This is a genomic window from Rhodococcus sp. NPDC047139 (assembly GCF_040643435.1).
Taxonomy (GTDB): domain Bacteria; phylum Actinomycetota; class Actinomycetes; order Mycobacteriales; family Mycobacteriaceae; genus Rhodococcus.
Genome location: NZ_JBEYUH010000011.1, coordinates 39,738 through 61,214, shown reverse-complemented (window position 1 = coordinate 61,214; position 21,477 = coordinate 39,738). Strand labels below are relative to the sequence as shown.

At 66.1% G+C, this 21,477-nt stretch carries 20 protein-coding genes; 6 read left to right on the top strand and 14 right to left on the bottom strand.

Annotation, left to right across the window (positions count from 1 at the left end):
• Positions 1-19 precede the first annotated feature (19 nt).
• From ABZ789_RS15350 to ABZ789_RS15330, 5 genes are read right to left on the bottom strand one after another with little or no spacing between them, the layout of a single operon-like run.
• Positions 20-1,282 (bottom strand): ABC transporter substrate-binding protein, encoded by a 1,263-nt coding sequence (locus tag ABZ789_RS15350; RefSeq protein ID WP_358425073.1) that lies wholly within the window; start codon positions 1,280-1,282, stop codon positions 20-22.
• A complete protein-coding gene (locus tag ABZ789_RS15345; RefSeq protein WP_358425072.1) occupies positions 1,279-2,385 on the bottom strand; it encodes a branched-chain amino acid ABC transporter permease in 1,107 nt (368 codons plus the stop codon). Before ABZ789_RS15345 ends, ABZ789_RS15350 begins: the two co-directional genes overlap by 4 nt.
• Positions 2,386-2,387: 2 nt before the next feature.
• On the bottom strand, positions 2,388-3,266 hold the full coding sequence (locus ABZ789_RS15340; protein WP_358425070.1) for a branched-chain amino acid ABC transporter permease: 879 nt from the start codon (positions 3,264-3,266) through the stop codon (positions 2,388-2,390).
• A gap of 10 nt (positions 3,267-3,276) precedes the next feature.
• Positions 3,277-3,996: an ABC transporter ATP-binding protein gene (locus tag ABZ789_RS15335; protein WP_358425068.1), complete on the bottom strand. Its 720-nt coding sequence runs from the start codon at positions 3,994-3,996 to the stop codon at positions 3,277-3,279.
• Positions 3,993-4,796, bottom strand: a complete 804-nt coding sequence (locus ABZ789_RS15330) for an ATP-binding cassette domain-containing protein (RefSeq protein WP_358425066.1) — start codon at positions 4,794-4,796, stop codon at positions 3,993-3,995. The genes ABZ789_RS15335 and ABZ789_RS15330 overlap by 4 nt, the downstream gene beginning before the upstream one ends.
• Positions 4,797-5,134: 338 nt before the next feature.
• Here ABZ789_RS15330 and ABZ789_RS15325 point away from each other — a divergent pair, with 338 nt between their 5' ends.
• Positions 5,135-5,761 (top strand): TetR/AcrR family transcriptional regulator, encoded by a 627-nt coding sequence (locus ABZ789_RS15325; RefSeq protein WP_358425064.1) that lies wholly within the window; start codon positions 5,135-5,137, stop codon positions 5,759-5,761.
• 97 nt (positions 5,762-5,858) lie between these two features.
• On the opposite strand, the gene ABZ789_RS15320 is transcribed toward ABZ789_RS15325, so the two are convergent.
• The 3 genes from ABZ789_RS15320 to ABZ789_RS15310 all read right to left on the bottom strand — a co-directional run bounded on the left by ABZ789_RS15320 (position 5,859) and on the right by ABZ789_RS15310 (position 8,681).
• Positions 5,859-6,881, bottom strand: a complete 1,023-nt coding sequence (locus ABZ789_RS15320; RefSeq protein WP_358425062.1) for an alpha/beta hydrolase family protein — start codon at positions 6,879-6,881, stop codon at positions 5,859-5,861.
• Positions 6,882-7,078: 197 nt separating this feature from the next.
• Positions 7,079-8,227 (bottom strand): thiolase family protein, encoded by a 1,149-nt coding sequence (locus ABZ789_RS15315; RefSeq protein ID WP_358425060.1) that lies wholly within the window; start codon positions 8,225-8,227, stop codon positions 7,079-7,081.
• A 34-nt stretch (positions 8,228-8,261) separates the two neighbouring features.
• Positions 8,262-8,681 (bottom strand): OB-fold domain-containing protein, encoded by a 420-nt coding sequence (locus tag ABZ789_RS15310; protein WP_358425058.1) that lies wholly within the window; start codon positions 8,679-8,681, stop codon positions 8,262-8,264.
• Positions 8,682-9,050: 369 nt separating this feature from the next.
• Between ABZ789_RS15310 and ABZ789_RS15305 the strand changes: the two genes are divergently transcribed.
• From ABZ789_RS15305 to ABZ789_RS15295, 3 genes are all read left to right on the top strand, one after another.
• A complete protein-coding gene (locus tag ABZ789_RS15305) occupies positions 9,051-10,178 on the top strand; it encodes an NDMA-dependent alcohol dehydrogenase (protein WP_358425056.1) in 1,128 nt (375 codons plus the stop codon).
• 34 nt (positions 10,179-10,212) lie between these two features.
• Positions 10,213-11,025: a serine hydrolase domain-containing protein gene (locus ABZ789_RS15300; protein ID WP_358425054.1), complete on the top strand. Its 813-nt coding sequence runs from the start codon at positions 10,213-10,215 to the stop codon at positions 11,023-11,025.
• Positions 11,026-11,148: 123 nt separating this feature from the next.
• Positions 11,149-11,655: a DUF3145 domain-containing protein gene (locus ABZ789_RS15295; protein ID WP_358425052.1), complete on the top strand. Its 507-nt coding sequence runs from the start codon at positions 11,149-11,151 to the stop codon at positions 11,653-11,655.
• A 107-nt stretch (positions 11,656-11,762) separates the two neighbouring features.
• Here the strand turns inward: ABZ789_RS15295 and ABZ789_RS15290 are convergent, their stop codons facing one another.
• From ABZ789_RS15290 to aceE, 6 genes are all read right to left on the bottom strand, one after another.
• Complete coding sequence (locus tag ABZ789_RS15290) at positions 11,763-13,196, bottom strand: carboxyl transferase domain-containing protein (RefSeq protein WP_358425050.1); 1,434 nt, start codon at positions 13,194-13,196, stop codon at positions 11,763-11,765.
• A gap of 92 nt (positions 13,197-13,288) precedes the next feature.
• The gene (locus tag ABZ789_RS15285) at positions 13,289-14,545 is read right to left on the bottom strand and encodes a KasA/KasB family beta-ketoacyl-ACP synthase (RefSeq protein ID WP_358425048.1); all 1,257 of its coding nucleotides are present in this window, start codon (positions 14,543-14,545) and stop codon (positions 13,289-13,291) included.
• Entirely contained in the window at positions 14,542-14,820 is a 279-nt protein-coding gene (gene acpM / locus ABZ789_RS15280; RefSeq protein WP_358425047.1) for a meromycolate extension acyl carrier protein AcpM, read from the bottom strand. Before acpM ends, ABZ789_RS15285 begins: the two co-directional genes overlap by 4 nt.
• Before the next feature lie 119 nt (positions 14,821-14,939).
• Positions 14,940-15,857: an ACP S-malonyltransferase gene (locus ABZ789_RS15275; protein ID WP_358425045.1), complete on the bottom strand. Its 918-nt coding sequence runs from the start codon at positions 15,855-15,857 to the stop codon at positions 14,940-14,942.
• A gap of 128 nt (positions 15,858-15,985) precedes the next feature.
• Positions 15,986-17,299 (bottom strand): helix-turn-helix domain-containing protein, encoded by a 1,314-nt coding sequence (locus ABZ789_RS15270; RefSeq protein ID WP_358425043.1) that lies wholly within the window; start codon positions 17,297-17,299, stop codon positions 15,986-15,988.
• Between the two features lie 66 nt (positions 17,300-17,365).
• Positions 17,366-20,215 (bottom strand): pyruvate dehydrogenase (acetyl-transferring), homodimeric type, encoded by a 2,850-nt coding sequence (aceE, locus tag ABZ789_RS15265; protein WP_358425041.1) that lies wholly within the window; start codon positions 20,213-20,215, stop codon positions 17,366-17,368.
• Between the two features lie 326 nt (positions 20,216-20,541).
• On the opposite strand from aceE, the gene ABZ789_RS15260 reads away from it, so the two are divergent.
• Positions 20,542-20,964: a DUF3052 domain-containing protein gene (locus ABZ789_RS15260; RefSeq protein WP_358425039.1), complete on the top strand. Its 423-nt coding sequence runs from the start codon at positions 20,542-20,544 to the stop codon at positions 20,962-20,964.
• Between the two features lie 29 nt (positions 20,965-20,993).
• Entirely contained in the window at positions 20,994-21,458 is a 465-nt protein-coding gene (locus ABZ789_RS15255) for a peroxiredoxin (protein ID WP_358425037.1), read from the top strand.
• Positions 21,459-21,477 lie beyond the last annotated feature (19 nt).

The window sequence follows — 21,477 nt, the reverse complement described above, 5'->3', positions numbered from 1 at the left end:
CCGGCCGCTGAGGCGTGGGCTATTCCGGTCGGTACTCCACCACGGGGTCGCCGGCCGCGTCGGTGGTGGTGTACGCGGGTCCGAAGTACTCCTGGACACCGTCGACGACCTGATTGACCCGTGCGCCCCCGGCCCCGGAATGGTCGTCCTCGGAGAACCGGAACGGCACAAGGTTGGGGCCGGTGAAGTCGGTCGTCCGGACCGCCTCGACGATCGATTCGCGCGTGGGATTCTCGCCCGCAGCTTCGAGTGCCTGCACGAAGGTGTGCGCCATGGACATGCCGTAGACGACATTGCCGTCGAACTCGGCGCCGTTGTTGTACTGCGCGTTGATCTCCCGGAACTTGGTGGTCCACTCGTCGTCCTCACTGAAGTGCGAGGACAGGTAGTTGGTGCTGAGCAGCCCCTCGGCGAGCGGGGCCGCCTCACCGAGTGTCTTGGACAGCGTCAGATAGTCGCCGCCGACCGATGCGGTGGTCCACTGGGGACGGAATCCGAGCCGGCCGGCGGTCCCGATCGCCAACGCCGTGAAACCGGGAATCGTGGCGAGCATGACGACCTCGCACCCTGCCGCCTGAAGCGCGCCGATCTGCGGAGCCACATTGGTGTTGCTGGTCGCGTAGAACTGTTTTTCGACGACTGCGTCGGCGCCGACGATCTGCTCGACTCCCGCCAGATAGTCGCGCCCGAAATCGTCGTCCTGCCCCAGCGTGCACACCTTCTTGCCCGGGAGGTTGTCCTTGACGTACTGCGCCATGATCTTGGCCTCGACGGTGTAGTCGGCGTTGAAGCCGAAGGTGTTGGGATACTTGTCGGGCTGGTTCCACACTCGCGAGCCGGACGCGACGAACAGATCCGGAACGTTGTTGGAGTCGAGGAAGTCGAGTACACCCGAATGGGTGGGCGTTCCCAGTCCGCCGAGTATCGCGAACACGCGGTCCTGCAGCACCAGCTCCCGAACCACTTGCTGGGTATTGGACGGGTTGTACCCGTCGTCGAGGACCTTGTACTCGATGGCGCGGCCGTGCACGCCACCCTGCTCGTTGATGTAGTCGAAATATGCCTTGGTGGCGGGTGGGATTTTCGAGTATCCGGCAGCGGCCGGGCCCGTGAGCGGCATATGTGTACCGATCAGCACGGAGGTGTCGGTGACACCGGTGGTGTCGCCGTCCCCGGATGCCCCGGTCGAAGCGCTGGTGCCGCTGCCGCACGCGGCAAGCGTCAAGGCAGTCGTCGCGGCTACCGCGACGAGGGAGAGTTGGTGCCGCCGAACCGTTTTCATATACTGGCCTCTGCTTTCGGTGGGGTGGAGACGGAAGCGGAATTGCGGGGACGTCCATGCCGGGTCCTGCGGGTACCCGGCCGGAGGCGGCGGATCGCTGCACCGAACAGGCCCTGGAGGCCGGCCGGGGCGAGCAGCACGATGAGGATGACGGCGACGCCGAAGACGGCGAGCGCAAGGTTTCCGTCCAGCCGTTCGGCGAGGGACGGAGACAGCGCGAGCGAGTCGGTGAGCGCGGACACGAGGGCGGGGAGCACGACGAGAAGTACCGCGCCCCACACCGCGCCGAGAAGGGATCCGAGGCCACCGATGACCACGCCCATCAGGAGGAACAGTGAAAAGGTGACGCCGAACGCCCCCGGGGAGGCGCTCTGGGACACCATCGCGAGCACACCGCCCCCGAGACCCGCGGCACCGGCACTCACCACGAATGTGGTGATCTTGGTGCGGGCCACGTCGATACCGGTGAGGCGCGCAGCGATCTCGTCGTCGCGCACGGCCTGCATGCGGCGGCCGAAGTCGCCGGCAACGAGGTTCGACAAGGCGAGCACAGTCAGGGCCGCTGCCAGCACGGCGATCGTGGCCTGCCACTGTTCGACCGTGAAGGCTGCCGCGATGCTGCTCGGTGGACCCTCGACGTACGCCCACAGTCCCTGGTCGCCGCCGAGCACACTCGAGAACGTGGTTGTGACGGAGGGGATCACGACCACGAGCGCGAGCGTCAAGCCGGCCAGGTAGGGGCCGTGCAACCGCGCCGCGGCTGCCCCGACGACGACCCCGACCACGGAAGTGACCATCACCGAAGCCGCGAGCGGCACGAGCAGAATCGAGATCCCGGTGGCACCCGCGTCGCCCATCGCGTTCGAGGTCAGCGCGAACGAGTATGCGCCGCAGGCCATCAACGCTCCGTGTCCGAGTGAGAGTTGACCGTTGCGGCCGATGAGCACTGTCAGACCGGCGGTCGCGCACAGATAGGCGGCGATCGTGGCCAGTTGGTAGTTCCGGAAAGGCGGTAACACGAAGATGATCGCGATGACGGAGACAGTGACGGCACCGACCACCGCCGCGCGCCCGGCAAACGAATCGAAACGGTACCTGTGCATGATCAGACCTGCCTGGCAGTGACGCCGGAGAAGATGCCCTGGGGCCGCAGCAGGAGCACTGCCAGCAGCATCACCAGTACCGCGATCGGCGCTACGCTCCCACTGAGGTAACCGCTGACGAAGCTCAGCAGCACGCCCGTCGCGAGACCGCCGAGGACAGCGCCCACCGGGCTGTCGAGCCCGCCGATCACAGCTGCGGTGAAGGCGAAGATGAACACGAGATCGACCGAGTGCGGGTTCAATCCGAGCTCGGTGGGTACGACGAGAAAGGCTGCGAGCCCCCCGACCGCACCGGCCAGCGCCCAGCCGAGGGTGAGCATCGACGAGACCTTCACCCCCAGCAGCCTCGACACGTCCGGTGCGAACGCAGAGGCACGCATCTTCAAGCCGAGATCGGTCCGGGTGAACAGAAGGCCGAGTCCGACGACCACCACTCCCACCGCGGCGAAGACGAACACGTCGTACGGGGACAAGAGCGGAACGTTCCCCACTCGCAACGGGTCACGACCGAACGGCAACTGCATGGGCCGGAAGTCGTTGCCGTAGATCATGCCCAGGACGGAGTGGATCACCATGACGAGTCCGAGTGCGACGATCACCGCGGCCAGTGGACGTCCGCGGTCGAGACGCCGGATCAGCACCCGCTCGACGAGCGCTCCCAGGAGAAAGCCGCTGACGACCGCTGCGACGAGGCCGTACCAGTACGAACCGGTTGCCGACGTCACCGAATAGGCGATGTACGTGGTGGCCGCGGCCATCGCACCCTGCGCGAAGTTGATCACGCGGGTGCCGCGCCAGATCAGCACCAGGGCCAGAGCGAACGCTGCGAAAACGGCACCCCGCGCGAGTCCGTCCACAGTGAGAAACAGGAACCTGTCCATCGGTTACTCCTCAGAATCCCAGGTAGGCGGTGCGGAAGTCGCTGTCCATCACGAGTTCTGCAGCCGAAGTGGCGACGACGATGCGGCCCAGTGCCAGCACGATCGCCTGGTCGGCGATCGGGAGGGCGCTGTGGACGTTCTGCTCGACGAGCACCACTGTGAGCCCGGTACGGTCGCGCAGGTCGCGCAGGACCGTCATGATGAGGTCCACGATGCGCGGTGCGAGACCCAGCGACGGCTCGTCGAGGAGGAGCAGTGAGGGTCGCGCGACCAGTGCACGGCCGATCGCGAGCATCTGACGTTCTCCGCCGGAGAGTTGATGGCCGCTGCTGTCGCGGCGGCGGGCGAGCGGCTCGAACAGCTCGTACATCTCGGCGATCGCGCGCTTCGTTCCCGCGCGGTCCTTGCGCCACAGCCCGCCGAGCCGCAGATTCTCCTCCACGGTCAATTCGCCGATCACGCCGCGGCCTTCGGGTACGTGGGCCACGCCGTGGCGGACGAACTGTTCCGTGGGGACACCGAGCACCGGTCTGCCGGACACGCTGACCGCGCCCTGGACTGCGGGCAGCATTCCGGACAGTGCCCGCAGCAAGGTCGTTTTCCCGGCTCCGTTGGCGCCGACGACGGCCGCGATGGTGCCGGGTGGGACGTCGAAGCTCACTTCGTGCAGTACCGGAACGGGACCGTATCCGCCCGTGAGGTTTTCGACGCGCAGTAAGGGGGAGGTCACGCCGCCTCCCTACCGCCGAGATAGGCCGCGGCGACCAGTGGGTCGGCGCGGATCTCGTCGGGTGTTCCCGCAGCGATCACCTTGCCGAAGTCGAGGACGACGATGTGGTCGCACACCGACATGATCAGGTCGACGTTGTGTTCGACGAGCATCACCGAACGTGATCCGTCGCCGCGCGTGGGGAGGCGGCGAATCAGCGCCCGAAGTTCCTCGATGTCGGTGTTGTCGAGCCCGCCCGCCGGTTCGTCGAGCAGAAGCAGTGTCGGGTCCGAGATGAGGGTGCGTGCGAGCGCAACCTTCTTCGCGACCGCGTAGGGGAGTGCCGGCGGCAGCGAGTTCGCGTAGTCGCCGATCCCGAACTCGTCGAGCAGATCGGCAGCCGCGGCGCGGGCGGCCCGCTGGGCCCGGGTGCCGTACGGCAAGGCGAGAAGGCTCGTGGCGAACGGTGCGCGGTGTGACAGCGATGCGCCCGCGGCAACGTTCTCGAGGACGGTGAGCCCGCCGAAGAGTCCGAGTCCCTGCAGGGTGCGCCCGACCCCGTGCCGGACCAGGCGGTGAGGCACGGGGCGAACCACACGGCCGTCGAAGAGCAGTGTCCCGGCGTGTGGGCGCTGGAATCCGCAGACGACGTTGAACAGCGTCGTCTTCCCTGCGCCGTTCGGACCCATGACGCCGACCACCTCGCCCGCCGGGACTTGCAGTGACACGTTCTCGAGTGCGACGAGCCCACCGAAACGGACCTCGATGCCGTTGAGGCGGAGCCGGGCAGGAGATTCACTCCGGGTGACGATTGATTGCACAGTGGGTGCACTTTCTCTCGTGACGTCTTCGGACTTTAGGGTGATCTGCCGGATATAGTTGAGACGTGAGTCACTTTTCAGCGACAGGTTACAACACTGCAAGTGAATCTTTCTACTGCCCGGGAAGATCGTCTCGAAGAGGAAACAGCACGGTGATCGGATCCGGTGCGGGACGGCGCGTCCCGTAGCGCACGACCGGTGTCGTCGGTTCACGACGGCGGCCCCGCGGCCGTGTCCGCATGAGGTCCGGTGCGCACCGCACGGCCCGGAGGATCCTCCCGGGCGCTGGCAGAATGCAGCACAGCAACAGAGCTACGACGCAAAGTGAGGGATCGGTGGTGGCCAGCACCTCGGACGGGCGGACCGCACGCGGGGAGCGCACCCGGCGCGCCGTGATCGACGCGCACATCGCACTGATCGAGGCGGGGGAACTGAAACCGACCGGCGCGCAGATCGCCGAGCGCGCCGGAATCTCCCTTCGTGCGTTGTGGGCCAACTTCAACGATCTGGAAACGCTGTTCCGAACCACGGGCGCCGAACTCCTCAGGCGCCAGGACGCGATGTTCGTCCCGGTGTCGCCCGAGCTCGATCTTCCCGATCGAGTGGACGGCTTCTGCGCGCAGCGAGCGAAACTGCTCGAGTTCATTGCTCCCTACGCGCGGGCGGCGGGATTGCGGGAGCCCTACTCGCGGGAACTCCGGACCAATCGTCTGCGACACATCGGGCGCGTCACCGACGAAATCGAGGTGCTCTTCGCCCGCGAACTGGCGCCCCTGCCGGAGGCACGCCGTATACAGGCGATCCAGGCACTCGGAATCGCCAGTACGTGGGCATCCTGGTCGGTGTTGCGCGACGAGTACGAACTCGACGTCGAGGGAGCCACCGCCGTGATGCGTCAGACCGTGGCCGCGCTCCTCGCAGCCGCTGTGCACGTCTCCCTCGGGTGGCGGACAGCCGGCGGGTAGGGATCAGCCGGGCGATGAGGCCACGCTCTGCGGGCGGGGGACGGTGATGCCGCAGGGCGGACGGGCGGAAGACGGGTGGTGCGTGCTGGTCGAGGGGTCAGGGCTCGACGTGCATCGACTCGGCGAGGATCGGCCAGGCCTTACGCAGATCGTCCTCCCAGTAACCCCACGAATGCGTCCCTGCCGCACCGAGATCGGCTGTGACCGGAATACCGAGCGAGCCGAGCTTGTCCACCAACTGCCTGGTGCAGATGCTTGTCGCAGCCTCGATCGCCCCACCGGCCACGATCTGCGTGGTGAACGATTCACCCGCTGCCCGCTCCTGCCCGGGATGGTCGTACGGACCGGGGAGGCCGTTGCGGCTCGACAGGTACAGGGCCTTGCCTCGCAGTCGCTCGGCGTTGAGGTACACATCGTGCTCGGTCCAGCGCGGGTCGTCGACCGGCCCCCACATGTTCTCGACGTCGCCCTTGCCGCGGCGTTCGACGACGAGTCTCACGTACTGCCGCCCGACGGGGTCGCTCGTACGCACGCACCCGCTGAAGGAGGCGACACCCGAGTACAGATCTCCGCTCTGGATCGCCAGGTCCAGTGCGGCGCCGGCGCTCATGGACATTCCGATGATCGATCGCTGTCCGTCGGCGTCCAGCAGGTCTTCGATGACAGGCGGCAGTTCCTCGGTGAGGAAGGTCTGCCACCGGTTCCGGCCGAGAGTCGGATCGTCCGCAGTCCAGTCGGTGAAATAGCTGAAGTTGCCGGTAGCCGGAATCACGACGTTGACGTTCTTCTCCGAGAAGAACTCGGCGATGTCGCTGCTTTCCATCCAGCCGGTGCCGTCGATGACCCCGACGCCGGCTCCACCGAGGGCGTAGACCACCGGACGCGGCTCGGCCGAGTCGGCCGGGCGCAGGACGTCGAGGGGTACGACGGTATCCATGGCGGGGGAGTAGATGCTGACCGTCCAATGCTGGTCCGTGATTTCGTCGACGCCCTCGACATAGGCAGCGGAAGGTTCGGGGGCCGCGTGCGCAGTGGTGGTGGCGAATACGAGTACCGACAGGCTTGCGATACCGGTGGCCAAGCCACGGAGGGCATTACGGGACACGGCTGATCGACGCACGGATGAACTCCTCGATTGGAATCGATGGTGATGAGTCGATCCCCGCAGCCGACCCGCTGAGGTGGACATTACCTTTCTCCATCCGGGGACCACGCCCCGGGTGGGGCGATACCGGGCCGGCGGAGCTTCGCGAACAGATCGGCCGCCGCACGTGAGTTATCGTGCGGCGGCCGATCTTTCGAGAAGTTGAGTGATACTCAGAGTGACAGGATCGACGCGGCCGCGGTGCCGGGGGCACCGTAGACCTGAGCGAGACCCACCTGGGGCTCGCCGGGAACCTGCCGGTCCCCGGCCTGGCCACGCAGTTGCAGAACCAATTCGTGGACCTGGCGGATTCCGGAGGCACCGATGGGTTCGCCGTTGGCGATGAGACCACCGTCGGTGTTCACCGGAAGAGATCCACCGATTTCGGTGGCGCCCTCGGCGATCAGCTTCTCCTGGTCGCCGTCCGCGCACAGGCCGGTCTCGGCCATGTGGATCACTTCCGCACCGGCGTCGGTGTCCTGGAGTTGCGCGACGTCGACGTCCTCGGGGCCGATTCCGGCGGCCTCGTACGCGGCCTTGGCGGCGTAGACGGTGGGAGAGACATCCTCGTCGATCGCCGCCCAGGTCGCATGGACCTCGTACGCACCGTAGGTGCGCGTCCGTATTGCGGTGGAGCGCAAGTAGACCGGTTTGTTGGTCGTGTACTTGGAGACCAGGTCGCCGCGGCACATGATCACGGCAGCGGCACCTTCGTCCGGTGCGCAGAACATCTTCGCCGTGAGGGGGTAGTTGAGCATCGGTGACGACAGAATCTCATCGATGCTGAATTCGGTGCGGCGGAAGGCTTTCGGGTTGAGTCCGCCGTTGCGGTAGTTCTTCGCGGCGACGCGTGCGAGGGTCTCGTGCGAGATGCCGTGCTCGATCGCGTAACGGTTGGCCTTCATCCCGAAGAACTTGGTGGTGACGAACTGCCCGTTCTCCGCGTACCAGGCGGGCAGGCCCAGCATGGCGGGATCTGCGGTGAACGCCCCGCGGGGATGCTTGTCGGTGCCCACCGCGATGCCGATGTCGTACTTTCCGGAACGGATACCGTCCGCGGTCTGCTCGATCGCGCTCGCGGACGTCGCGCACGCGTTGAACACGTTGGTGAAAGGAATGCCGGTCAGGCCGACCAGTCGGGTCACGGCGTCGGTGTTGTCCACCTCGTAGCTGCCGCCGATGCCGAACTGGATGTCCTTCCAGGCGACGCCCGAGTCTTCGAGGGCGAGCTGGATTGCGTCTGCGGCCATTTCGATAGCCGATTTGGCGCCGAATCTACCGAACGGGTGAAGACCCACGCCGATGATGGCAACGTCATTCATGATGTCGGGAACTCCTCGATGGGATGTGTGCGGATCAGATCGGCGCGAAGGCCCACGTGACGATGTCGGTGCCGTCCTCGTCCGTGTAGAAGGGGACGAAGGTGAGCTCGAGTTCCATGCCGGGCACGAGCTTGGCCGGGTCGGTCTCGGTGAGGCGCGCCTCGACGCGCACCACGTCACCGAGCTGGACCAATCCGAAAGCGAAGGGCTCGAAGGTTGCTGCCGTCTCGTTTCCGGCGTACGGCTGCTTCGGCACGAAGCCCTGGGTCGTCCATGCCACGAGCGTGCCGCGTCGCGGCAGCAGTAGCTCGGAGATGTTCGCGCCGCTGCATCGGGGGCAGCGCGGCTGGGTCGGCCACGTGGTCGCGGAGCAGTCGTCGCAGCGGCTCCCGATGAGCTGCGGGTCATCTGCCGGCCACGTGGATACGTCGGGCGCGAGCGCCTTCGTCGTCATGGTTCGTCCTCCGTTGTCCGATGCCGATGCGGCGGCCCTCGCCGCGATCGAACATGTCGATCACGTTAGACGGAAATGCCATTCTCTACAATGAGAGGCTGAATATCGCGAGATCGTCGATCGCGCGGAGTGGGCGAAGTGTGTCGCCTAGGCGCCGGCGAGGGGCACGCCGTCAGGCGCTTCCGGAATGATGGGCACGGCGCATCTTCATCGGACGATCGGGCGTGGGGACCTGTGTGACTGCGCCTTCGCAATGTCCCGGGCCGAAGTTCCATCCGGAGCGGAAACTGTCCTAGAACCTGTTCCAATTCTGTGAAATTGTGGCTATCGTCACGTGCACAACAGGCAATGCGATGGAGGGCGAGCCAGATGAAGACCAAGGGTGCAGTGCTGTGGGGTATCGACGAACCGTGGTCGGTCGAGGAGATCGAGCTCGGCGATCCGGTCGCGGGCGAAGTGCAGATCCGCATGGAAGCCGCCGGCATGTGCCACTCCGACCATCACATCGTCACGGGGGCGACCCCCATGCCGTCGTTCCCTGCGATGGGCGGGCACGAAGGCTCGGGTGTGATCACGAAGGTCGGTGAAGGTGTGGTGGGGCTCGAGGTGGGCGACCACGTCGTGTTGTCCTTCATCCCTGCCTGCGGCCGGTGTCCGTCCTGTGCGTCGGGGCACTCGAACCTGTGCGATCTCGGTGCGGGTCTGCTGAGCGGCCAGGCGATCTCCGACGGCACCTACCGCATCCAGGCGCGGGGCCAGAACGTGATCGCGATGTGCCTTCTCGGAACCTTCGCCCCGTACATGACCGTCAACCAGAGCCAGGTCGTGAAGATCGACAAGGAAGTGCCGTTCGAACTCGCAGCTCTGGTCGGGTGCGGTGTGCCCACCGGGTGGGGTTCGGCGACGAACATCGCCGAGGTCAAGGCCGGAGACTCGGTCGCCGTCATCGGTGTCGGTGGGGTCGGGATGAGCGCTCTGCAAGGAGCCGTCGCCTCGGGTGCGCGTCACGTCTTCGCGATCGACCCGGAGCCCTGGAAGAGGGAGCAGGCCCTCAAGTTCGGAGCCACGCACACCTTCGCCTCCATCGAGGAGGCAATCGTGCCCATCATGGAGATCACCTGGGGCCGCATGTGCCACTCGACGATCATCACCGTAGGTGAGATGAAGGGTGAGCTCGTCGACCCTGCGCTGACACTCACAGCCAAGGGTGGCCGGTGCGTCGTGACCGCAATGGGTTACATGTCCGATATGGACGTCAAGCTCAACTCCTTCCTGTTCTCGATGCTGCAGAAGGACCTCAAGGGCAACATCTTCGGCGGTTGCAATGCGCGCGTGGACATTCCGAATCTGCTCGATCTCTACAAGTCCGGTCAGCTGAATCTGGCCGACATGGTCACGCGCACCTACACCCTCGAGCAGATCAACGACGGATACCGGGACATGCTCGAGGGCCGGAACATCCGCGGTGTCATTCGGTACACCGAAGCCGACTGGTGAGCTGCCAGGTAGGTCCGTCTCGTAGGCTGATCGAGTGCACAGCCTCGATCTGATCAGCGACTGGCCCGTCGACCGTGCCGCTGCCGCGGTGGTGACCCGCGACAGCGGCACGGTCGCGTCCACGGGAGACCTCGGCGAGGTCTATCCCCTCGCGTCCGTGACGAAACCGCTCGTCGCGTACGCCGCATTGGTGGCTGTCGAGGAAGGCGCGATCGAACTCGACCAGCCGGCGGGTCCTCCCGGATCGACGGTACGGCACCTGCTTGCGCACGCCTCGGGTCTCGCCTTCGCCGAGCGCACCTCGCAGGCCGAGCCGGAGCAGAAGCGGATCTACTCCAGCGCGGGCTTCGAGGTGCTCGCCGAACTCATCGAGGCCGAAGCAGACATCGCGTTTCCGGAATACCTCCGGCAGGCGGTCTTCGAGCCCCTCGGCATGCGGGCGTCCTCCCTGCCCGGGCCGGCAGGGCACGGAGCGCAGTCTTCTGTGGCAGATCTGGCTCTGTTCGCACGCGAATTGCTTGCTCCCGAGCTGGTCTCGCGAGACTCGGTCGCCGAAGCGACGTCCGTGCAGTTCCCGGGTCTGAACGGACTCGTGCCGGGCTACGGGATGTTCAAGCCCAACGACTGGGGCCTCGGATTCGAAATTCGCGGCGAAAAGAATCCGCATTGGACCGCTATGCGTAATTCTTCCCGAACTTTCGGTCATTTCGGTCAATCAGGCACGTTCATTTGGGTAGACCCCGACATTTCCGTCTCCTGTGTGGTACTCACAGATCGTGCGTTCGGAGATTGGGCGAAACCGCTCTGGCCTGCCCTCGGGGACGCAATTATCACGGAATTCACATAAACCTCTCTGGTTTTCTGGCGAAACATGCGTCACAGGGGCACACTTGTACCCAGCCTGCATGGAGAAGCCTTGGTCGACGAAGGTCGTTGGGGAAGACGTCCTGGTCGACTCGGAGGTGAATGTATGCGCGCATCCAACCAATTCGCGGATGCTACGGCGGGGGTGATCTATATCCACTCGTCTCCGGCCGCAGTGTGCCCGCACATCGATTGGGCACTGGCCGACATTCTCGACAGCCGGCCCGACCTGGCATGGACGGGTCAACCGGCCGCACCGGGGCTGTTGCGCACCTGTGCCGATTGGGTGGGCCCTGTGGGCACGGCCGCTCGACTTGCCGATGTTCTGCGGTCGTGGCCGATGCTCCGTTTCGAGATCACCGAGAACCCGAGCGAGGGTGTGGACGGTGAACGTTTCAGCTACGTACCCCGATTGGGTCTCTGGCGGGGAATCACCGGTGCCAACGGCGACGTCGTACTCGGCGAGATGCGTCTGCGCGCCATGCTCTCCTCCGCCGACATCACCAGCGAATTGCATCGCGCGCTCGGAACGGCGTGGGACGAGGAACTCGAGCCGTACCGAAGCGGCGACGAAGGAGCACAGGTGACCTGGCTCCGCCGGGACGTCGGCTGACCGTGGTTTCCGCCGGGGAGTCGGGGACCTGAATGCGCGCCACCCCCTTCTGATACGAGAGAACACCGGCATCGCTCATCGGGCGATGCCGGTGTTCGTCTGTCGTATCAGAGCGGAATGTTCTTGTGCCGACCGCGAACCGCGGGTGCTGCAGCCAATGCGGCAGTGATCGTGCTGCGCGTGGTAGCCGGATCGATCATCTCGTCGACGACACCGATCGCCATGGCGCGCCCGACCCCGCCGGCGATGGCCTCGTGCTCGGCGGCCAGGCGGTCGTGCAGTGCTTCGCGCTCTTCCTCGGGCGCCGCGGCGAGTGCCTTCTTGTGGAGAATCCCCACGGCGGCCTTCGCGCCCATCACAGCCACCTCGGATTCGGGCCAGGCGTAGACGGCCGTGGCGCCGAGCGCGCGGGAGTTCATCGCGATGTACGCGCCGCCGTAGATCTTGCGTGTCACCAGCGTGACGCGGGGAACCTTCGCTTCGGCGAACGCGTGGAGCAGTTTGGCGCCACGTCGCACGACACCTTCCCATTCCTGGCTCACGCCCGGAAGATAGCCGGGAACGTCGACGATCACGACGAGCGGAACTCCGAAGGCATTGCACATCCGGACGAAACGTGCTGACTTCTCGGCGCTCTCGGAGTTGAGGCAACCGCCGAGGCGGAGTGGATTGTTCGCGATGACCCCGACCGTGCGACCGCCGAGCCGGCCGAAGCCGGTGACGATGCTGCGCGCCCAGCCGGCCTGGATCTCCTCGAAGGCGGACTCTCCGTCGATGTTGTCGAGCAACTGATGCACGATGGGTCGCACGTCGTACGCGCGGCGAGGCGACTCGGGGAGCAACGCTCGAAGATCCGTGTCGCCGAGTGCCGCTGCCGCGACGTCGAATTCGCCCTGTTCGGCGAGCATCGACACCAGGCGGCGTGCTCGATGCAGGGCATCGGCCTCATCGTGCGCGGCGATGTGGGCGACACCGGACTTCTTGGTGTGCGTCTCCGGGCCGCCGAGTGATTCCATGTCGACCTGTTCGCCGGTGACACTTCGCACCACGTCGGGGCCGGTGACGAAGACCCGGCCCTCGGGGGCCATGATGACGATATCGGTCAGTGCGGGGCCGTAGGCGGCACCACCGGCAGCGAAACCGAGGACCACGGAGATCTGGGGAACCAGACCGGAGGCGCGCACCATGGCTTCGAAGACCAGGCCGACGGCGTGAAGGGCCTCCACACCCTCGGCGAGACGCGCTCCACCGGAATGGAAGATACCGACCACGGGGAACTCGTGGTCGATGGCGAGGTCGATCGCCTCGACGATGTGCCGGCATCCCTCGACGCCCATGGCACCGCCCATGACGGTGGCGTCGGAGCAGTACGCAACGGTGCGGATGCCGTCGACGTCTCCGATCGCGGCGAGGACGCCGGACTTGTCGCGGACGTGCAGCAACTCCAGGCTGCCCGGGTCGAACAGATTCTCGAGACGGGCCAACGGATCTCTCGGGTCCACCGGCGTTTCGCGCAGCGTGGCTGGATCCAGGATGGTCATCGGGTGCTCCTCGGGCAGACGCGGTGATGGTGGGCCGCGGTGAAGGCTCCCGGGCGGAGCCTTCACCGCGAGGGGCGAACGGGCGCGGACGGTCAGGCGCGACCGAATGCGAGCGCCACGTTGTGCCCACCGAAACCGAACGAGTTGTTCAGCGCGAAATCGATCTGTCCGGATCGCGGTTCGCCCTTGACCACGTCGAGATCGATTTCTGGATCCTGGTTCTCGAGATTCAGCGTCGGCGGGATGACCCCGTCACGCAGCGCCAGGACCGTCAGTACTGCTTCGAGTGCACCCACCGCGCCGATCGAATGCCCGAGCGCGGATTTCGGAGCGTAGATCGCGGCGTGGTTGCCCACGGCCGCGTTGATGGCCTTCGCCTCGGCCACGTCGCCGATCGGGGTTGCCGTCGCATGCGCGTTGACGTGCCCGATGTCCGCCTTCGTGAGCCCGGCGGTCTCGATCGCCCGCCGCATCGCTCGTGCCGCACCCGTGCCTTCCGGATCGGGTGCCACGATGTGATAGCCGTCCGAGGTGATACCGGCGCCGAGGAGCCGACCGTGGATGGTCGCTCCGCGTGCCTTGGCGTGCTCTTCGCTCTCGAGGACCATCAGTGCGCCGGCCTCGCCGAAGACGAAGCCGTCGCGGTCCTTGTCGAACGGGCGCGACGCGCTCTGCGGGTCGTCGTTGCGGGTGCTCAGCGCCCGCATCATCGCGAAGCCTGCAGTGGCGACCGCGTCCAGCTGGCCTTCGACACCGCCGGTGACGACGATGTCGGCGTCGCCGAACGCGATCATCCGGTATGCGTTGGCGATCGCCTCGGACCCGGATGAGCATGCCGAGACCGGGGTGATGACTCCCGCGCGGGCACCGAGTTCGAGCCCGACGGTGGCCGACGGCCCGTTCGGCATGATCATCTGCACCGCGAAGGGGGACACCTTGCGGTACCCGCCTTCACGAAGCTTGTCGACGGCGTCGATGAGCGACTCGCCGCCGCCGAGACCCGTACCGATGACCACACCGAGGCGGTCGTGGTCGACCTCGGGGCTGCCGGCGTTCTGCCACACGGTGCGCCCGAGAGTCAGCGCCAGCCGCTCGACGAAGCTCATGCGGCGGAGTTCCACGCGGGACAGGCCCTCGTCGGGGCTGACTTTCAGTGTCCCCCCGATGCGAACCGGGAGGTCGAACTCCTCGACGAACCCGCCGTCGATTGTGCCGATCCCGCTCTCACCGGCCAGCAGCGCCTTCCAGGTCGCGTCCACGTCCCCGGCGATCGACGTCGTGGCCGCGAGGCTGGTGACGACGACGTTGCGGAGTGCCCGAGGAGAAGGGGATGCCACAGCAGAACTCATTCGTTGTCGTTCGTGGCCTGAACGCCTGCGGCCTCGAGCTTCTGGATGTAGGACACGGCGTCACCGACGGTGCGGAGACTGGCGAGATCCTCGTCGGGGATCTTCACGCCGTACTTGTCCTCGGTCTGAACGGCGATCTCGACCATGGACAGCGAGTCGATGTCGAGGTCGTCGACGAAGGACTTCTCGACGGTCACCTCGGAGGGCTCGATACCGGTGACCTCTTCGATGATCTCGGCGAGACCGGTGATGATTTCTTCCTGGGTGGCGGCCACGATGTGGCTCCCTTCTCGATCTGTCGACTATGTCGTTCGAAACCGGTCGAATGTTTCCGACCGGGGTCCGGGGAGGTCCCGGTGAGGTGCCCGTGCTGTGCGACGGCGCGCGCAGCAACCTAACCGAGTTGAAGACTTTCGGCCAGAGCGGAGATCTCCGCGGGGGTTTTGAGGGCGACGGTGGGCGTACCACGCATCTCGCGCTTGGCGATGCCCACGAGCGTACCGGCAGGCGGGAGCTCGACGATCCGGCTCACCTGAGATTCGCGCAGGTAGGTGGTGCACAGATCCCATCGGACCGGACGGGTGACCTGAGCTGCGAGACGTTCGAGCGCGTCGGCCCCCGAGGTGACGGGCTTGCCGTCGAAGTTCGACAGCAACGTGCGGTTCGGGTCGGCCGGAGTGATCTTCGCCGCAGCGGCGGCCACGGCGTCCTGGGCCGGCGCCATGAACCGGGTGTGGAAGGCGCCGGCGACCGGCAAGGACCGGACTCGGGCCTTCTCGGGCGGGTTCGCAGCGAGTTCCTTGAGCGCGGTGACGCGCCCGGCTGCGACGATCTGGCCCGCCGCGTTCATGTTCGCGGGGGTCAGATCCAACTCGGCGAGGCGCGCGAGCACCTCGTCTTCTGCTCCGCCGAGGACGGCGGACATTCCGGTGGGTTCGAGCGCACACGCTCGGGCCATCTCCGCGCCGCGGATCGCCGCGAGGGCGACAGCGTCGTCGGCGCTGATGACACCTGCAACGGCGGCTGCGGCGAGCTCGCCGACCGAGTGTCCGGCGACGATCGTGTCGGCAGGAACGAGACCGCGTCGATCCAGATCCTCGAACGCGAGAAGGGCAGCAGCCACCACGAGCGGCTGGGTCACCGCGGTGTCGGTGATCTCGTCGGCGGTAGCCGTCGTGCCGAGTCGCGCGAGGTCGAGGCCCGCTGTCTGCGACCACTGATCGATGCGGTCGCGTGCTCCGGACTGCTCGAGCCACGGGGCGAGCATTCCGGGTGTCTGAGACCCCTGACCGGGGGCAAGCAGCGAAATCACGACCACCAGGGAACACCGGAAACGTACCCCTGCGAGATGTCGGTAGCGATGAAAGCTGGCCCGCCAATTTGTAGGGTTCCTACAAATCTGCACGTCGCCCGGCGCTATCGGAGTCAGGCTCCGGGACGTTACGTGTCCGATTCGCGAATTGTGAACCTAGTGACAGGTGGTACGGGAGATCTCAATTCGTGATGACTTCGTGCCAGACGACCGACCGTGGCCGCGATTCGCAGCACGTACGCGTCGCGTGGATTTGTAGGATCTCGACCCGTCACCTCTGTGATTCGCTTCAATCGATACCGCACGGTATTTGGATGAACAAACAGCTTCCGGGCGCAGGTCTCGACAGCGCCTCCACTGTCGAGGTATGCGTCCAGAGTGTCGGCGAGGGACGGTCCGGCAGCCGCGAGCGGGGCGACGACGAAGTCCTCGAGCGCGGCGATCGCACCGGGATCGCCGAGCAGGGCGCGCTCGGGCAGCAACTCCGCGGCATGCACCGGACGCGGGGCCCCGGGCCACCCCACCACGGCCTCCATGCCGGCGAGCGCTTCGACCGCGGAGATGTGCGCGGTCGCCAGCGTCGGTGTGGTCGGGCCGATGACCACCGGGTCGTCCGAGAATGCGCGCATCAGCTCGGTGCGGAAATTCGCGGCATCCGCCGAACCGTGCAGGTCGCCGCTCACCACCATCACCAGTCGTTCACCCTGCACCACCGCAAGAGCGGCGCGACCGTGCTCCTGGGCGACGGTGTGCACGGTGGTGATCACCGAAACTCCCTGGTCGGGAGGGGGTGTACCCACGATGACCGTCGCAGGCGCAGTGGCGTCCCAGTTGAGGGTCGCAGCGCGGGACTGCATGTCGGGCCCCGTGTCCCCGCGGACCACTGCGTCGACCACCAGGGCTTCGAGTCGGGTGTCCCACGCGCCCCGGGACTCTGCGGCACTTGCGTAGACAGCTGCCGCAGCGAATCCCAGTTCCCGGCCGTAGCGCAGGATCGCCTCGGTCAGCGCCACGAGTTGTTCCTCGTTGCGGGCCAGAGCAGGAAGCCACTGCTCGAAGAACTCCATCGCCGCACGGACCATGTCCACGGTCTGCCGCAGGGTCAACCGCCGCGCCAGGTCCTGCGGGATCATCTGGAAGGCGTCGAGGCTGAACTGCAGGTCGCTGTCGGGATTGCGCACCCACTCGAGGAAATCGACCACCGACGTCTGGATCACCAATTGCACCGTCGAACGTTGCGACGCGTCGAGGTCGGCGAAGAAGGGCAATTGCTCCTGCATGACGTGCACGGCTTCGGTGGACAGTCGCCCCGAGAACTGCTTGACCCGGCGGAGGAGCGCGTCGGGCAGGGGTGCTCGCTCGGGACGGGAAGGAGGTACCGGGCGTTCTCTGGGAACGCCCGGTACCTGCCCGGTCCGGTGAAGTTGCGGGTCGTCGACCATGGGACGAAAGTACCCGGCGGTCGCGATCCGGCCGTCACGCCACTTCGGACGTGAGCGGAGGGCGGATCAGGCGACGCCCGGATCCGCCAGGGACACCGGTGCTGCCGTCACGTCGTCGATCCGATAGGTGCGGGCAGCTTCGGCGGCCTTGTCGCCGTCGAGGGCACCTTCGCGGCCCAACGCTGCGAGCACCGCGACCACCGTCGACTCGGCGTCGATATTGAACACGCGACGCGCTGCCGTACGGGTGTCGGAGAAACCGAATCCGTCGGCGCCGAGCACCGTGTAGTCGCCGGGCACCCACTTGCGGATCTGATCGGGCACCGCACGCATCCAGTCGGACACCGCGACGAACGGACCCGCCGCGTCGTTGAGTACCGACGCGACGTAGGGCACGGGAGCCTCGTCACCGGGGTGCAGAAGCGCCTGCCGGTCGCACTCGACGCCGTCACGGCGCAGCTCGCCCCACGAGGTGACGGACCAGACGTCGGCCGAGACGCCCCACTCGTCGGCGAGCATCCGCTGTGCGCGCAACGCCTCGGGCATCATCACGCCCGAAACCAGGATCTGGGCCTTCGGTCCGGTGTCCGAGCCCCGCTTGTACAGGTAGATGCCGCGCAGCAGGCCATCGACATCGAGACCCTCCGGCTCGGCTGGCTGAGCATAGGGCTCGTTGTACACGGTGATGTAGTAGAAGATGTCCTCGCCGCCGAAGCCCTCCACACCTTCGGTGCCGCCGTACATCCGCCGCAGGCCGTCACGGAAGATGTGGGCGATCTCGTACGAGAACGCCGGGTCGTAGGTGACCACAGCGGGGTTCGTCGACGCGAGCAACTGCGAATGCCCGTCGGCGTGCTGCAGACCCTCGCCGGTCAACGTGGTGCGCCCCGCGGTGGCGCCGAGGAGGAAACCACGTGCCATCTGGTCGGCGGCCGCCCACAGGCCGTCGCCCGTGCGCTGGAAACCGAACATCGAGTAGAAGATGTACACGGGGATCATCGGCTCACCGTGTGTCGCATACGAGGTGCCGACAGCGGTGAACGACGCCGTCGAACCGGCCTCGTTGATGCCCTCGTGCAGGATCTGGCCGGCGTCGCTCTCCTTGTAGGCGAGCATGAGTTCGGCGTCCACAGACGTGTACAGCTGGCCGTTGCGGTTGTAGATCTTCAGCGACGGGAACCACGAGTCCATGCCGAAGGTGCGGGCCTCGTCCGGGATGATCGGCACGATGCGCTTGCCGATCTCTTTGTCGCGCAGCAGTTCCTTGAGCACGCGCACGGTCGCCATCGTGGTCGCGACGTCCTGCTTGCCCGAACCCTTGCGGATGACGTCGTAGGTCTTCTCCGGAGGCAACTGCAGAGGCTTGGCGGTCGTGCGCCGTTCCGGCAGGAAACCGCCCAGCGATCGGCGACGCTCGAGCATGTACTGGATCTCGGGTGACTCGAAACCGGGGTGATAGTAGGGCGGCAACTTCGGATCCTTCTCGAGCTCGGCATCCGAGATCGGGATCCGCTGAACATCGCGGAAGTACTTGAGATCCTCGAGGGTGAGCTTCTTCATCTGGTGGGTCGCGTTGCGGCCCTCGAAGTGCTTACCGAGCGTGTAGCCCTTGATGGTGTGCGCGAGGATCACCGTCGGCTGGCCCTTGTGCTCCATCGCGGCCTTGTACGCCGCGTAGATCTTGCGGTAGTCGTGCCCGCCACGCTTGAGGTTCCAGATGTCCTGATCGGACAGATCCTTGACCAGTTCCTTCGTCCGGGGGTCGCGGCCGAAGAAATGCTCGCGTACGAACGCGCCGTCGTTCGCCTTGTATGTCTGGTAGTCGCCGTCGGGGGTGACGTTCATGAGGTTGACCAGCGCGCCGTCCTTGTCGGCGTGCAGCAGTGCGTCCCACTCGCGGCCCCACACGACCTTGATGACGTTCCAGCCGGCGCCGCGGAAGAACGACTCGAGTTCCTGGATGATCTTGCCGTTACCGCGCACCGGGCCGTCGAGACGCTGCAGGTTGCAGTTGACGACGAAGGTCAGGTTGTCCAGTCCCTCGGTGGCCGCGACGTGCAGCAGGCCACGCGATTCGGGCTCGTCCATCTCGCCGTCACCCAGGAACGCCCAGACGTGCTGGTCGGAGGTGTCCTTGATGCCGCGGTCGTGCAGATAGTGGTTGAACCGAGCCTGGTAGATCGCGTTCATCGGGCCCAGGCCCATGGACACCGTGGGGTACTCCCAGAAGTTCGGGAGCAGGCGCGGATGCGGGTACGACGGCAGACCGCCACCGAGCGAAGCGTGGCTGTGCTCCTGACGGAAACCGTCGAGTTGCGCTTCGTCGAGGCGGCCTTCGAGGAAGGCACGCGCGTAGATGCCGGGGGAGGCGTGGCCCTGAATGAAGACCTGGTCGCCGCCGCCGGGGTGGTCCTTGCCGCGGAAGAAGTGGTTGAAGCCGACCTCGTACAACGCCGCGGACGACGCATAGGTGGAGATGTGGCCACCGACCCCGACGCCCGGTCGCTGCGCACGGGTCACCATGATCGCCGCATTCCACCGGATGTACGCGCGGAATCGGCGCTCGACCTCCTCGTCACCGGGGAACCACGGTTCGCTCTCGGTCGGGATGGTGTTGACGTAGTCGGTGGAGGTCAGGGCGGGGAGGGAGACCTTACGCTCGTTCGCACGCTCGAGCATGCGCAGAAGAAGGTAGCGGGCGCGGGTCGGACCCGCTGCCTCGAGCATCCCGTCGAACGACTCGAGCCACTCTTCGGTTTCTCCCGGGTCGATATCCGGCAGGTAGGAGGCCACGCCCTCGCGGATCACCCGGACACGGTTGTCCTTGGTCGATGCCGGCTTGGCCGAGGAATCCGCGCCCGACGCGCCCTGTGTGGCGCTTTCCGGGGAGTCGGATCCGTGGATCAGGTCTGTCAACGTCTGCTCCTCATCGTGGTGGGCGCGCAGGTGGAGCGCCCTCTCCGTCGGCCGGCTCTTGTGGGAGCCGACGCAATCGACATCTGAACATGATGCACCCCTCATCTTCCCCCATCGGGAAGTGAGGATCACCCCTCGGTCCGGCCGTCGGGACACAATGGAGTACCTCGTGGGGTGGCGCAAAAGGTCCTTCAGGAAAGATTCTCCCGCTTTTCCCAGCGATTCGGGTTGCGTTGAGCCTCTCGACGATGTTCGCTTTGACCAATTGCTCGTCACACCGGTACGCGGAGCCGCTTCGCGCGCCACAACCGTTAGGAGGAGCCACCGTGGTCGCCGCGGCGGATGCCAAGAACTACGTTTCCAAGCTCGGTATCACTCACGACCACGTGGTGCAGGAACTCGGTTGGGACGAGGATACCGACGACGAATTGCGGGCTGCGATCGAAGAGGTCACCGGTACCGAGCTGCTCGACGAGGAGTCCGACGAGGTCGTCGACATCGTGCTGCTGTGGTGGCGCGACAGCGACGGCGACCTCGTGGACACCCTCATGGACGCGATCGGACCCCTCGCGGACGAGGGCGTCGTGTGGGTGCTGACTCCCAAGACCGGTCGTCCCGATCATGTGGAGCCCAGCGAGATCGCCGAATCGGCCACCACGGCCGGTCTCACCCAGACCACTGCCACCAACCTCGGGGACTGGATCGGTAGCCGTCTCGTCCAGCCGAAGGCCGGGCGTCCCCGCCGCTGATCCGCCCCATCGACGAAGGATTCACACGCATGCCGATCGCCGTGGGCGCCGAAGCCCCCGATTTCACCCTCAAGGACCAGAACAACCAGGAAGTGACCCTGTCGAGCTTCAAGGGCCACAAGAACGTGCTCCTGGTGTTCTACCCCCTCGCGTTCACCGGTGTGTGTCAGGGCGAGCTGTGCGCCGTCCGTGACGACCTGCCCACTTACGAGAACGACGACACCGCGATCCTCGCCGTCTCCGTCGGCCCGTCGCCGACCCACAAGATCTGGGCGGCGGAACAGGGCTACACCTTCCCGCTGCTGTCCGACTTCTGGCCCCACGGTGAGGTCGCGCAGGCCTACGGCGTGTTCAACGAGAAGTTCGGGTTCGCGAACCGCGGCACGTTCGTCATCGACAAGGACGGCATCGTGCGATTCGCCGAGGAGAACCAGCCCGGAGAGGCCCGTGACCAGGGAGCTTGGGCGAGAGCGCTCGCCGCGCTAAAGTCCTGATGCGAGGTCGGCGGCATCT